Origin of the sequence: Silvimonas soli (genome assembly GCF_030035605.1) — a bacterium.
Lineage (GTDB): Bacteria > Pseudomonadota > Gammaproteobacteria > Burkholderiales > Chitinibacteraceae > Silvimonas > Silvimonas soli.
The window spans coordinates 771,469-785,460 of the sequence record NZ_CP106736.1; the positions used below are offsets into that span (position 1 = coordinate 771,469).

Annotated in this window: 9 protein-coding genes; 4 read left to right on the forward strand and 5 right to left on the reverse strand. The window is 57.1% G+C overall.

Annotated features, from left to right (window positions below; all coding sequences use genetic code 11):
- Window positions 1-228 precede the first annotated feature (228 nt).
- Both N7220_RS03585 and N7220_RS03590 read left to right on the forward strand, forming a co-directional pair.
- The gene (locus N7220_RS03585) at window positions 229-2,241 is read left to right on the forward strand and encodes a M13 family metallopeptidase (protein WP_283150111.1); all 2,013 of its coding nucleotides are present in this window, start codon (window positions 229-231) and stop codon (window positions 2,239-2,241) included.
- A 136-nt stretch (window positions 2,242-2,377) separates the two neighbouring features.
- On the forward strand, window positions 2,378-2,929 hold the full coding sequence (locus N7220_RS03590) for a GNAT family N-acetyltransferase (RefSeq protein ID WP_283150112.1): 552 nt from the start codon (window positions 2,378-2,380) through the stop codon (window positions 2,927-2,929).
- 504 nt (window positions 2,930-3,433) lie between these two features.
- On the opposite strand, the gene N7220_RS03595 is transcribed toward N7220_RS03590, so the two are convergent.
- The 3 genes from N7220_RS03595 to N7220_RS03605 form a co-directional block, all read right to left on the reverse strand.
- Window positions 3,434-5,380 (reverse strand): UvrD-helicase domain-containing protein, encoded by a 1,947-nt coding sequence (locus tag N7220_RS03595; RefSeq protein WP_283150113.1) that lies wholly within the window; start codon window positions 5,378-5,380, stop codon window positions 3,434-3,436.
- A 174-nt stretch (window positions 5,381-5,554) separates the two neighbouring features.
- Entirely contained in the window at window positions 5,555-7,813 is a 2,259-nt protein-coding gene (locus N7220_RS03600) for an alkaline phosphatase family protein (RefSeq protein WP_283150114.1), read from the reverse strand.
- Window positions 7,814-7,888: 75 nt separating this feature from the next.
- Window positions 7,889-9,448: a peroxidase family protein gene (locus tag N7220_RS03605; protein WP_283150115.1), complete on the reverse strand. Its 1,560-nt coding sequence runs from the start codon at window positions 9,446-9,448 to the stop codon at window positions 7,889-7,891.
- 548 nt (window positions 9,449-9,996) lie between these two features.
- Here N7220_RS03605 and N7220_RS03610 point away from each other — a divergent pair.
- Both N7220_RS03610 and N7220_RS03615 read left to right on the forward strand, forming a co-directional pair.
- Window positions 9,997-10,311 carry a hypothetical protein gene (locus N7220_RS03610; protein WP_283150116.1) on the forward strand — a complete coding sequence of 105 codons (315 nt, stop codon included), beginning with the start codon at window positions 9,997-9,999 and terminating at the stop codon, window positions 10,309-10,311.
- A gap of 311 nt (window positions 10,312-10,622) precedes the next feature.
- Window positions 10,623-11,405: a substrate-binding periplasmic protein gene (locus tag N7220_RS03615; RefSeq protein ID WP_283150117.1), complete on the forward strand. Its 783-nt coding sequence runs from the start codon at window positions 10,623-10,625 to the stop codon at window positions 11,403-11,405.
- A 46-nt stretch (window positions 11,406-11,451) separates the two neighbouring features.
- Here the strand turns inward: N7220_RS03615 and N7220_RS03620 are convergent, their stop codons facing one another.
- Window positions 11,452-12,810, reverse strand: a complete 1,359-nt coding sequence (locus N7220_RS03620) for a sensor domain-containing protein (RefSeq protein ID WP_283151392.1) — start codon at window positions 12,808-12,810, stop codon at window positions 11,452-11,454.
- Window positions 12,811-13,003: 193 nt separating this feature from the next.
- Window positions 13,004-13,342 carry a hypothetical protein gene (locus tag N7220_RS03625; RefSeq protein ID WP_283150118.1) on the reverse strand — a complete coding sequence of 113 codons (339 nt, stop codon included), beginning with the start codon at window positions 13,340-13,342 and terminating at the stop codon, window positions 13,004-13,006.
- Window positions 13,343-13,992: the final 650 nt, after the last annotated feature.

Here is a 13,992-nt window from a genome sequence, read left to right on the forward strand (position 1 = left end):
TGTGGGTGGGCTGGGCGGCTGGGCGTGCGGGGGTGAGTTGCGAATCATAGCCCATTGTTATGAAAAATGACTGCTCTGCGCTTGATCAGTGTTGCAACGAAATGTGGAACTAGCTTGCCCGGCAGGCGTCTTTTAGCAAGATTGTGTTGCGCGAGCGACCTATCGATAATGACCAGGCCGCGCACAAGGCGGCCCTGATAAAAACCATATTCCCGATCAAGGATCTCGATGAAGCACTTTAAACTGGCCACACTGACTGGCGCGTTGCTGCTGAGCTTGCATGTTGCCGCAGCCCCTGTCTCCGGCATTGATTTTTCCAATTTCGATAAAAACGTCCGTGTCCAGGATGATCTTTACCTGCATACCAATGGCACCTGGATCAAAAACACCACCATCCCTGCCGACAAAGGCTCTACCGGTGCGTTTTTGATGCTGCGCGACCTGAGCGAAGCACGCTCACGCAAGATCATTGAAGATGCCGCAGCCAAGCCCGTGGCTGGTACCGAGTCGCAGCAAATTGGCGATCTCTACCGCAGCTACATGGACGAAGCGACCGTCGAAAAACTGGGCGTAACGCCAGTGAAACCCGCGTTGGCCGCCATCGATAAACTGGCCAGCGCAGATGATGTCGTGCGTTACTTTGGCCAGTTGCAGCCATTAAGCGTGAGCACTCCGCTGATGCTGGGAGTAGAAGTTAATCCCAAGGATTCCCGCCAGTACCTGCCAGCGGCTTATCAGGGCGGCTTGGGCTTGCCGGATCGTGACTACTTTTTGCTGGATGACCCGCGCTTTGTGGCGGCTCGTGGGGCATATCTGACTTACCTGACCAAACTGTTTACCCTGGCGGGCGAAACCCAACCGGCCGAACAAGCCAAGGCCGTGATTGCCCTGGAAACCGCGCTGGCCAAAGTGCAGTGGAGCAAAGTCGAAAATCGTGATCCGGTCAAGACCTACAACAAGCTCACCGTCGCCGAGCTACAAAAACTTTCGCCTGGCTTCAACTGGCAAGCCTTCCTGGAAGGCGGAAAAATGGGCAGCGTCGCCGATGTCGACCTGGGCCAGCCCACCTACGCCACCGCGCTGGGCAAATTGCTGCAAGATCAGCCGCTGGCCACATGGCGCTCGTACCTGAAAGCCCGCGTACTGGCAGATGCCGCGCCGCTGCTATCCAAAGCCTTTGTGGACAACAATTTTGAATTCCACGGCAAAGCCCTGACCGGCACCACCGAAGACCAGCCACGCTGGAAACGCGCCGTAGCGCTGGAACAAGCCGGCCTGGGCGAAGCCGTGGGCAAACTGTATGTGGCGCAATACTTCCCGCCTGCCTACAAAGCGCGCATGGAGGCGCTAGTCGGCAACTTGCTTAAAGCTTATGGGCAAAGCATCGACAAGCTGACCTGGATGGGCCCGGAAACCAAAAAACAGGCGCAGATCAAGCTGGCCAAATATGCAGTGAAGATTGGCTATCCCAATACCTGGCGTGATTATTCCACGCTGCAAATCAAGCCGGACGACCTGTTCGGCAATGCAACGCGTATCGCTGAGTTCAGCTATAACCGTGACCTGGCAAGACTGGGTAAACCAGTGGATCGCAGCGAGTGGCTAATGACGCCGCAAACCGTCAACGCCTACTACAACCCGCCGATGAACGAGATCGTGTTCCCGGCGGCGATTCTGCAACCGCCGTTCTTTGACATGGCAGCCGACGACGCCGCCAATTACGGCGCGATTGGCGCGGTCATCGGTCACGAAATCAGCCACGGCTTTGATGATCAGGGCAGCCAGTTCGATGCCGATGGCAATCTGAAAGAATGGTGGACTGCGGATGACCGCGCCAAATTCACTGCGCTGACCGACCGGCTGGTAGCGCAATACGACGCCTACGAACCACTGCCAGGCCAGCACGTCAACGGCAAACTCACGCTGGGTGAAAACATTGCCGACAACTCCGGCCTGCAAATTGCCTATAAGGCGTACCACCTGAGTCTGAACGGCAAAGAAGCGCCGGTGATTGATGGCCTGACCGGCGATCAACGCTTCTATCTGGCATTCGCCCAGGTCTGGCGCAGCAAAACGCGTGACGAATCTCTGCTGCGACAGGTGAAATCCGACCCGCATTCGCCAGCCAGCTTCCGGGCCATTGGCGCTGTAGAAAACAGCGATGCGTTTTTCAAAGCGTTCGATGTCAAACAGGGCGACAAGATGTACAAACCAGAAGATCAGCGTATCCGCATCTGGTAACCCGGCTGGATATGCTGCTGCAAAAGAAAAACCGGCTTCGGCCGGTTTTTTTCATCATCATCATCGTCATTATTGCTGGCTTGCCTTGGCAGCGGTTGTTCCACCTTTATCCCGTTTATAGAAAAGTCATAAACCCATGCGCCAACTGCAACTCACCACTGACCGCCTGATCCTGCGCATTCTGCCGCCGCAAGAAGCGCATCGGCTTGTCGCCTGGGACGAACTGAACCGCGCTCATCTGGCGCCATGGGAACCGGCCCACGATCCAGCCTTCTTTACCCCAGCGTATTTCGTCAGCCGCCAGGAGCAAGCCCTGCGCGATTATGAAACCGGCAACGCCATCCGCCTGGTGATGCAAGACCGCGCCAGCGGCGAACTGGTCGGCCGTTGCAGCCTGACCAACATCGTGCGCGGACCATTTCAGGCATGTCATCTAGGTTATTGCCTTGGCTATCAATGGGAAGGTCAGGGACTGATGCATGAAGCGCTACGCGCCGTGATCGACCATGCGTTTACCGACCTGGACCTGCACCGGATCATGGCCAATTACATGCCCACCAACGTACGCAGCGGGAGATTGCTGGCGCGACTAGGGTTTGTGCAGGAAGGCGTGGCGAAGTCCTATCTGCAAATTGCGGGGAAGTGGGAGGATCATGTTTTGACGGCGTTGGTGAATGACGCTTTGTAACGCATGTCGCGCCAGTAGCCCGGATGGAACAAAGCATGAATCCGGGAGCGATGTTGGGTATTGCAAATCTCGCTGGCCTATTGATACATGGCAACCCCGGATTCCCGCTACCGCTTCATCCGGGCTACATGCTGTTGCAACCAACCTTGGCATTCCACACCGCAAACCACGCCGACCGAGAGCCGGAGACCCAGGCTCCGGCCAACCGAGGGAACGCAGGATGCGCGTAAAGGCAACTGGTCAGCAGTCTGTTCGCTTCGGCTTTTGACTTCGGGCCCCGTTTGCGCTTGCGCTGTCGGGTCGCCTTTTGCTATCCCGCTCTGCGGGACTTTTGGTTTCTTTTCTTTGGCGACGCAAGTTGCACGAACAAGTGTCTTTTGCATATGAAACATACTCCCGGTCAGCACCGGGTATCAAATGCCTTTCACTCCGTGCCGAAGGCACTAACACAAAGCCCTTAAAGCTAATGTTGAAACTGGCGTCGCAACACCAAAATCCAAACCATCACCCCCCAAACACCGCCTTCGCCAACTCCCCCAGCCTCTCATCCCCACCCGCCAATTCCAGCATAATCCCCGCCTGCGCGCGGGTGACTGCCACGTAAAGTTCCCGCCAGCCCGCTGCAGTCGGCTGCTGCAAGTGCCGCTGCCAGCCAAATGCATTCACCGGCAGCAACACCCGCTCATATTCATGCCCCTTGGCGTGCAGCACCGAAGTCAGCGACAAACTCGACGCTGCGCGGCGTTTCATGAAGCGTTCAATCCGCGTATCCCACGCCTGCAATTGCGCAGCGGGTGATTGATCCACACAAAAACGCCGCTGGATCTCTTCCAGCAACAAGCCAGATTGCCGCCCCGCCGCCGGGTGTTGCGCGCGCTGGTGCAAGAAGGCGTGCAGATGCAAAGTGCTGATGGCGTGCGCCAGCCATTGCGGCCAGGCTTGTTCGCTGGTGAGTGTGCTGGGCATGTGTTTGCCGACTTCATCCAGCGCAAAGCCAAAGATAGCCGGATCCGCTGTCAGCAAGCGTTTGCCATCTAGCCGGGTGGCGCCATCCAGCCCCAGTTCGCGGCGCAGATCGGCGCGCACTTCGCGGTCCAGTTGCAGGCCGGGCACGTCGATCAGGATATCCAGCGCGTAGAGATTGTTGACGTGAAAAGCCGGTGCCGCGCCAAACAAATGGCTATGCAACACGGCCAACGCCCGGATCAGCCGAAACTCCTGGCCATGGAAAAAATACGGCACACGCTGCACCAACTGGTAACTCACCCCGGCATCAAGCAAACGCATTTGCAGCGCCATGCAGTCTGCCGCGGTGGGCAAAATGGCGCAGTGTCCGGCCAGAGGCACGCCTTTTTGCTCGCTTTGGGCCAGCCAGGCCACCAAGTCGTCGGTCGCGTGCAGTTTGGCGGACTGGGCGCGTGCGCCGGTGACTTTCTCGGTACCGGGTTGCAGTATCTGTACGATATGGTCGGCGATGCGCGCAATACGTTGACCGTAGCGCCAGGAGCGCGGCAGGGTCAGCGTTTCCATATTGGCAATCTGGCTCGCCGCTTCAAATGCCGAAAACGGGCGCAGGCCGCGCCAGGCAAAAATGTCTTGATGCCGGTCGCCCATCAGCACCAGACGGCAACCGGCGCTGATCAGCACTTTGATCAACTCAAAATGTAGCGCTTTGGTGTCGTGGAACTCATCAACAACCACCACTTTGATGCCCTTGGCCCGCACATAACGCACCAGCGCTTGTGGGTCACCGGCGAGGTCATACGCCGCGCCATCCACACCCACCAGGTGACGGCTTTCGCGGCGCAAACGTTCAAAGCGGGTAAACAAAGCGTAGAACCACGGCGGCAAGTCCAGGCTGGCGATGTAATCTTCGCGCTCGCGCTCCTGGAATTCCTCCAGGAAGTCTTCGTCTGGATAAACGCGTGGGTCGCGGAAAACGTTGGCAATGCGGGTATTGCTGATGAGTTCCAGCAGCGCAATCAGGTCCATCTCACGACTGGGAATCTGCCCTTCCCACACGTCGTTGAGTTCGTCGACCAGCTCGCCCAGCATTTCCACCAGTTGATCGCTGTCGTTCACCGCGTTCTGGCGAATCTCATCCTGGGTAAAGAAACCATCGCCAGAGAAGCTGCGGCCATCCTCGGCACCGCACAGCACTTCAAACGCCAGCCCGTCAAACGTGAATACGCTTTTGTAGGGCACCTCGGCGCCGAAATGTGCCTGGTGGACTTGGGCAAAACGCAAACGCCCGGCGCTGGAGAACGTCACCGCCAGCACGCCTACGCCGCTATCAACCAGTGCCTGGCGAGCAGCGACCACGGTGGTGGTTTTGCCGGTACCCGCGCCTGCCTCGATCAGCAAATGTTGCTGCCAGGTATGGCGGCCCATGGCGGTAATGGCGCTGACAATCTGCTGCTGCGCCGGGGAGAGTTCGGGGATATCAGACATGGTGCGAAGAATCTGTTTCAGGAAGCGAGCTACAACTTACCTGATTTAGCCGGGCAAGGCACAGCTACGTTGGTTTGAGTTACGCGACGGAACATTGCGGTGCGTGTAAATGCGCATCCTGCACGTGGGGCGGTTACAAGACGAGAGCACCTGATAACAAGTCAGGGGCTCTACCTACTGCTTGCGAGGAGCGCGCTTGCGGGTGATTTTAACCAATGCAGGTCCAGCATCGACTGTAGCCGCCTGGCTTGCCGCTTTGACCGGCACCGAAGTAGAAACCACGGCTCGCCCGGTGCGCGCGGCCAGCCAGGCATCTACATTCTGAATCCGCTCCGGCACCGGTAAATCAACATTGGCTGCGGCGGCCAGCCCCGGAACGGCAGCGGCCCGCATGCCTTGCGCTGCGGCAGCGGAGCCACTACTGCCCATGACTGTTTCAGCAAACTTTAGCAAAGATTCACGCGCGCTATCCCATGGGCTCAGGTTTGGCTGAGCAGGCACAGCCTTGGGCGTGACCGTCACCAGATCGGTTCGTGGCTGGGTCAGTTTGATCTGGCTGGCGAAGTTGCCGCACACCTTGCTATCAGCAATGCCGGGGTCCATGCGGGCGCCCAGGTAGGGCATGCCCCACTTCTCGCACAGGTAACGCAAGATGCTGCTGTGGTCATACACGGTGTGATCCACCCCCGCCGCCACCCACGGCGAAACGAGCAAGGTGGGTACGCGTACGCCCAGTTGCTGAAAGTTGAAATGATCCGTGTGATTGTCCGGGGCGATGGTGGCCGGAGGCATTACGTGGTCATAAAAGCCACCATGCTCATCCCACGTGATGACCAGTAGCGTGCTATTCCACAAATCCGCATTGGCACGAATGGCGTTGTAGACCTGAGCGATCAGCAATTCGCCATCATTGGCATTGGCGGGCGGATGCTGGTCGTTCTCCGGGCCATTGCTGCTCTTGAAATAACGTGGCTCGATAAATGCATACGCCGGGAAAGCCGCTTCGCTGCCCTGACAGGCCGTGGCGAAATCCGCCATCGTCGCATAGGGCTCGGATAGAATCCGTTCGCGGACATGCGCCAGCAACGCCGTTTGCGGAAAGCCATCGTGAAAGATTTTCCAGCTGCGTTTGGGTTGGGCGGCATCCAGCCGGTCGTAGATGGTGTCCTGGTTATAGTTGGTCAGCAATCCGGGCAGCGTAGATGGGCTGCTGGTGCTGGGCATATCGACCACGCCCAGACAGGTAGCCGAATGGACAAAAAAACGGTTGGGCCAGGTGGGGCCAGGCAAGGACGAAAACCAGCGATCACACACGGTGAAGGACTTGGCCAGCGTATGCAGAACCGGTAAGTCGCCGTCGGCAAAGTAAGCCATGATTTGCTGCTGGTGCGCGTCCAATGTGGCGGCGTCCAGCTTGCTGCCCAGCGCACGCCGGTAGCTATCCACAAAATGCGCGCCCTGGTCGCCAAGCTGAAAAGTCACATCCGGCAATTCATGCGGCGGCGCGAAGTTGGCGTCTATCCACAATTTGGCATTGGCCGTTTGCGCGTAGGCCTTGTTGGTGGTGGCATCGACATTGGTGCGCGGATCATTGGGAGAAACACCGTTCAGACCAGGGATGGACCCCGTGAGCCCGCCCAGCATGTGATCAAACGAACGGTTTTCCAGCATCAGCACCACCACATGGCGGATCGGATCACTGACCGGCGTTGCAGTTTGCAGGCCGCGTCGAGCCACTCGCCCAATGCCCACTCCTGTTTTGACTTTCTGGCGCTGTTGGGCGATCGGGTCATTGGCAAAATACTGGTCGGCGGCTTTGCTTTTGGGATCAAAAAAGCCAATGTAACCGCCCGGTGTGACGTTAAAAGGCGCCAGCGGCGCACTGCAAAAACTGGTGCGCGCACCCTGCCCGGTATCGGCGGTGAAATACGCGGGCAAGACGAAATCCGACAGCACCACGCCATCAAGCGTGTACGTCACCGTTTGCACGGCATCGCACATTTCAAAGTAGTGATACACCGTGCGATCGGGATATCTGGGATGCGGGCCTTGTACCAGCAAATTGCATTGCGGATCGCCGATCAGTTCCAGCGCTTCGTGCGATAGCGTGGTGCTCCATTCATCGCCGAGCTGTTTGCACAAATCCAGAAACACAAAACCAAACGGCACGCCCGACTGGTTGCGGTCATGAAAACCCAGATAACCGGCGCTGGTGGCGGAATCGAGCACATACAGAATGGCATCGCCGCGCAACTGGCCAAGCTGGCGCGAATCCACCGGGCCGCGCGTGGAGCCATCCAGCCGCAGGCGCCCGCCAAAAGCCCAGAACGGTTCAAAGTCTTCCGCGATCTGCCGGTTAATGGCGCGGATTACCCGCTGTAACTCTCGATCTGACAGCGTAGCCGATCCATTCACTACGGATATCTGGAACATGGCGGGCTCCGGCGATTGTCGTTATTAGATTATTGGTGCGGTTTATTCATTGCAAATCACTGCGGCGCATCCGGCTCAGGGCCGGAAGTTAAGATGAACCACATCCCACAACCGGAAATGCCGGATCAGCGGTTTCCAGTTCTTGGCCGCTGCGCCGCGATAAGAATCGGCATCGTCATCCAGCAAACCGTTGAATACCTCCAGCAACAAGCGCCCGCCTACGGCACCCAGTTGCGCGCCCTGGGCGATGCTGTTGTCCAGCATAAAGTCTTCATCAAAGCTGTCTTGCTTGCCGCTCTCCAGCACCAGCTTGACCAGCGGCAACTGGGCTTCGGCCAGGATGTACGCCCACAGCGGCGTGGCACCTTTGAACTCGGCCGAAATGTCGGTCAAGCGGGTGAGGCGATACGTTTTGGTTTCGGCGCCTGGCGCAGTAGTCTCCGCCCGCACCACCAGTTGATCCTCACTCAATGCGGGTACGCCCAGCGCCGCAGCGACCTGCTCGCCCATTGGCAACTGAAACAGCCGTGCCCGCGCCAGGTTGCGAAAGATCAGCGATGGCCCGGCGCCGCCATCCACCGCAGGCGGCAGGTTGGCGAGCGGATCAGCAATATTGGTATCCATTTTGTAGGCAAACTGCAGCCGGCTGGCGCCACGCGTGTCGTTGTTGGCCGCCGCGCGGTTGCCAGGCTCGGTTTGTTCGTTGTCCGGATGCGGCAGAAAGCGGCCCCAATCGGATATCACATGACTGGCGGGCAGAGGCTCGAACCCAACCAGGCTGTCATCCGGGCTACCGTCGATTTCGGCAAAGATGTGTTTCACCGTGGCGTCATTGAGCCGGTAACCATTGCGCACCATGGAATGCCCAAAGCGATACACCGCGCCAGAGAACTCCAGCGGGATCAACCTCGGCCCGTCATCGCGCAGCTTGAACAATTTGTAGGCATTGCCCTGGCTGCGGTCATGCGCAAACTGGTCGAGCACCGTTTTGCTGATGATGCGCGGCAGATAGTCTTTGGTCAGGATGTTCTGGTAAGTCCAGCGCACTTCATTGCGCGCAGCCTGAAATAGCTTTGCGCCCTGTAGCCCTTGCTGGGCCAACCGCACCACCACCGCGTTATGAAAGCGGATAAACGAAGATTGGATCTGGTTGACGATGGAATTCTCGTCATTGCGTGGATCTCCAATAACGGCGCGACCCAGCGGCGCACTCCGCAGCAAGTCCCGATGCAGCCCGTCCAGATCGACACCCAGCAGCAAAGAAGCGCCATCGCCCGCATACATATACGGCTGGTCGTCCGGGCCGCTGCCGTAAACACAATCCAGATCAAGCCTCGGCGTGCGCTGGTCTTCCGCCGAATTGGGTCCGCTGGCAGGCGACAACGACGAGGTGGTATCAAAGGTCAGATCGTGATCAATAAACTGGCCAAAGTAGGTATAACCGGCGGGTACATAAAGATTTTCTTCGTGGTCCGGCCCGTCGCTGGGGTCATCGGGTTGCCCGGTCATGGCCGTGGCCAATGCCTGCAACGCCGCCAAGCCCGGTTGGCCGGGTTGCTGCGGCAAAAGCCGCTCGAAGCCGGTTTGACGCTCACCTACCGTGCCATGTCGGGAAAGCCCTGCTTGATTGTCCATGCCTGAACTCCTTGATAAAGGCGGTGTTCGCAGGCACCAGGTGTTGGCGAAGCGTCGGCCACGAGGCGGGTGCAAAACCTGATTGCGATTACAGCAGGATGGTCTCCTGGCATGCCGACAAATTGCCGCCCAGTCATAAATCGGGCATGCGTTGCGCTGTGCCAGAGGAGCCCCGAAAATATGTAAGCAATTTGCTTTCAAAATAAATGTCTGTCGTTACGATCAATTTTTTCAAAATGACGTAAGAAAAAACAAAATCCAGGCCATGCCAAAAAATGGCCAGTTCATTGCCATTCATTTACATTGTTCGTTCAGAAGACCTCAAGTTCCGATTCCAGATCGAAACTTTACTTTCTTTATTTGTTGGTTTATTTTAATTTTTCATTAATATAAAACTTTCAGCACTCCGGTCAGCGCCGCCTGACGAATGGAGCGTGAAGCCTGCCCGCCCAGCCACAAACCAGAAGCGCATTTTTTGATCTGCAACCGGTTAATACAAACCACGGCGAGGTGAAGGCATGGCGGAACAAATCAGATCAGCAGACCAGATGGCCAAAACCATCATGGATACCCCAGGCGTGCTGGCCCAATTGCAGGTGAATCCGGCCCAGACACTTAACGCGCTGGCCGCCCAAGCCAAGGAGCAAGTGCCGCGGGTGCTGGAACACGACAGGTATGTTTATCGGGTGGTGGTTTCGTCACTTGGGGCGGTGGCCGTGTTGGTGGTGCTCGGCGCCATTTTGCTGGCCTATAACTCGTCTGGAACAATTCAGATTCCGGACATTCTTACTGCCCTTGGCTCGGCCTCGATTGGTGCGCTGGCCGGTTTGCTGGCACCCTCGCCTGCTCAACACGGCAACTAGCCAGAACCCGCCAGTCAGCGGGCGGGCGACTCTGTCGGCGCGCCCGAACCAAACCGGCTGCGTGTTCGCAGTGCGAACCTGGCGCTCACCGGCGCATTTACAAATCCGGTAGTCAATTATGCGAACTTACACGCGCGATATGGACATTCGCGCTACACTGCAGCCGCTCTGTCAGCCCCCGGAAAAATCCAGCCATGCCGTTTCTTTCTTGGTCACTTTGCGCGTCATGATTGCGCCGCACACCAGGTCTGTTGCCTTGGGCAGACTGTCTATACTTATCCAATCAAGTCGAACCGCATAGGGAGATTGCAATGCGCCTGCAATCGATCCGATGGAGTTTGGCTGTCGGGTTCATGCTGTTGGTCAGCGCGTATGCCAGCGCCAGTTGCAGCAAACCTTTCAACATGGCACTGGAAAACTGGCCGCCTTACGTTTACACCGATGCCAACGGCAAACCGGCCGGGCTGGATGTCGAACTGGCTCAGGCGATTTTCCGCGAGGCGGACTGTCAGCTGGTCATTGAGAGTGAGATCCCGCGCAAGCGCCGCTTGAAGATGTTTCAGGATGGCACGCTGGCCATGTTACTCGCCGCCTCCGAGACGCCTGAGCGACTCAAAACCGGCTGGTTCACCTTGCCTTACCGGCGTGAAGTAACCGGCCTGGCAGCACTAAACGCGCTGGCCAACGGTTACAGCAGCATCCATTCCTTTGCCGATTTGCGCAGCCGCAAAGTGCTATTGCTCAGCCCCAATAGCGGCTGGTACGGCCAGGATTACGCCGACAACTTTGACGCCTTGAAGGCCACTTCTGCGCTGGAATTTTACGAAGATTATCAGCAGGGTTTGCGCATGCTAAACGCCGGGCATGGCACGCTGATCATGGGGGATGTGGTGGCTTTGTTGTGGGAAGCACACCGGCAAAAAATCGACCTGCAAATACTGCCCTACGTGCCAGCCAGTGATGAAGTCCATTTGATGCTCAGCCGCATGAGCGCGACCGAGGCCGACATCAAAACGCTGGATGCCGCCATCACCCGGCTGGAAAAGAGCGGCAAACTGGCGCAGATTCGCGCCCGCTATGGCTTGAACTACTAAGGGATCAGTTGCCAGCCAGGTCGTGACGCGCACGACGCGGTATCAGTCAGCAGTCTTCTTTCTGGCGAATTTCGTCGGTGCTCTTTTTGGCCTGATACATGGCCTCATCCGCATGCTTGAGCAACAGCCGCGCATCCAGACCGTGTTCTGGATAACAAGCGATGCCGATGCTCGACTTGGCATAAAGCTCCAGCCCGTCGATATGCACTGGCTGGGCGAGCGCTTTGCGGATTTTGTCGGCAACTTGCGCGGCGAACTGCGGCAACTGGACGTTCTCCAGCAACACCACAAACTCGTCGCCTCCCATGCGCGCCACAGTATCGGTTTCGCGCACGCATTGTTTCAGCCGGTGTGCGACTTCCTGCAGCAGCAAGTCGCCAGTGGCGTGGCCATGCGAGTCATTCACCTGTTTGAATTTATCCAGATCCACGTACAGCAAAGACATACGCCCTTGTTCGCGCCGGGCGCGGGCCAGCGCCATGTCCAGCCGGTCATAGAGCAAGCCACGATTGGGCAGATCGGTCAGTTCATCGTATTGCGCCAGGCGCCGCAAACGCGCATGCAATTGCTTGTGTTCAATGGCAGTGGCGACTTGAGTGGAGACAAACTGGAGTAATTCCTTGTCTCGTTCGGCATAAAGCGCACCACCGGCGTAGCTCATCAAGACCAGCGCTCCGATAGTGCCTTTATGCGAATTGAGCGGCACGCCGAGCCAGCACAGTGGCTCGGTGCCATCTGGACCATGCAAGTCAGCCGGAAAAACGCCTGGATTCTGCGGGTTCAGCAACAACGGCTGACCACTGCGGATTACCTCGGCGCACAGCGCACTGGCGGGCATCGCCTGCGCCGCCCCAGCGGGATGAAACTGATTGATATGGTAGGGAGAACTCAGCCGATCATTCTTCTCGTCATAAGTCACCACCGAGAAATTCAGCGCGGGCAGCAGCTGCCCGATAATCTGGTGAATTTGCTGGAACAGCGCCAGCATGTCCTCCGCCCCGTGTGCGGCTTCAGAAATGGCGTATAACGCTGCTTGCATCGATTCGGCATGTTTGCGCGACGTGATATCCCGCGCCACAGCAACTCTGAGTTGGTCTGCCTCTGACCAGCGCGCCGACCACATGATATGGACCAGCCGCCCGTCCTTACGCACGTAGCGATTCTCGAAATTGAACTTGGCCTGCCCGGCCATGATTTCAGCAGCCGCCTGCAAGGTTCTGGCCTGGTCTTCCGGCGCCACCAGTTCAATCATCCGCCGACCAAGCATCTCTTCCGGCGTATAGCCAAAAATACGCTCGCAAGCCGCGCTGACAAAAACAAAACGCCCTTCCTTGTCGACCACACAAATGGCGTCGAGCAAGAGATCAATGAAGTTCGCCAACAGGGCGTGCGCTTTTGCTTTCATATGCAAGAGATACTACTTGAGGTTTACGCGATACGCTATTTTCGCTTAAGACAACGTCGCGTCTCATCCTGACTTCTTGCCTGTCACAAAAGAATGGTAGCGCAAGCTCACTCGGGCCTACGCCATGACCATCTACCAGGCCAGCACAAGCATCGCAATCGCTGGCTGGCCAGACCCGCCCGCTCAAACAACGTCACGCCTGGTTATACATTCCCATATCGGGCCGCACGCCGAGTTCGAGCATGAAGGCCGCCGGGTCAAAACCCTCTTCTGCATATTGCCGCTGGATCGCCTCGCGGGCGACAGCGAGCGCTTGCATGCTTTCCCATTCCACGATGGTGACCACATTGAAATCGCTGGTCGAACTGGCTTGGCTAAGCACCAGGTTTTGTTTACAGCCCGCGAAGCTGCGAACGCGCTGGTCGATGATGTGCACGCGCGCCATAAATGCGGGCAGCGCATGGGCGGGCACTACAAATCGGTCGACGCGATAAACCGCAGTAGAAACTGAAGGGGTCGATACGCTGGTCATTTGGGACTGCTCCTTCAAGTGCGCGCAGAAGTTGCCCGCCTGAAGAACAGTCTAAAAGCTCAAGTCAAGTTGAGGTCAAGGCGCGTGATGCATGAAAAGCGCGACAGCCGAGTCAGCGGCATTTGGCCCTGCACATCGTATGCCAAAGCATTCGATAACGACCTCGCCGCATGCCGCTGCCAGGCAGCGGCCAATTATCGGGACGCCACGTGTTTTGACGCAGGCCACGTCCACGTGCGGCCAAGCTCTTATGCACACTAGAAAGGCAACGGCGTTTTCATATTAAACACCGTAAATCGGGTAAACCCCAATACCACTTAATCGGACTGCGCTCGATGAAACCCACTTTTTTCTGACCTATTTTTCATAATTAGTCTTCAATATTAATTACAAATATAGAAAGCGTTATTTTGACCACACAAAATCGCCGCTTCCGTTGGCGTCACATGGATGCAACAATCCAGCCAACCATTCATCCGGGACAAGCGGTTTATTTTTGCACTACTCAAGACTGAGCCATGTCGGCGTTTTCTATTCATTCTGGTGCACAACCCCATCAATTTATCCTTATAAAACATTTATATATTGAATACAAAGAGAAATTTTAGAGTTTTAGCACGGTCTTCATGCACCAGAAAAAGGCCGGTAGC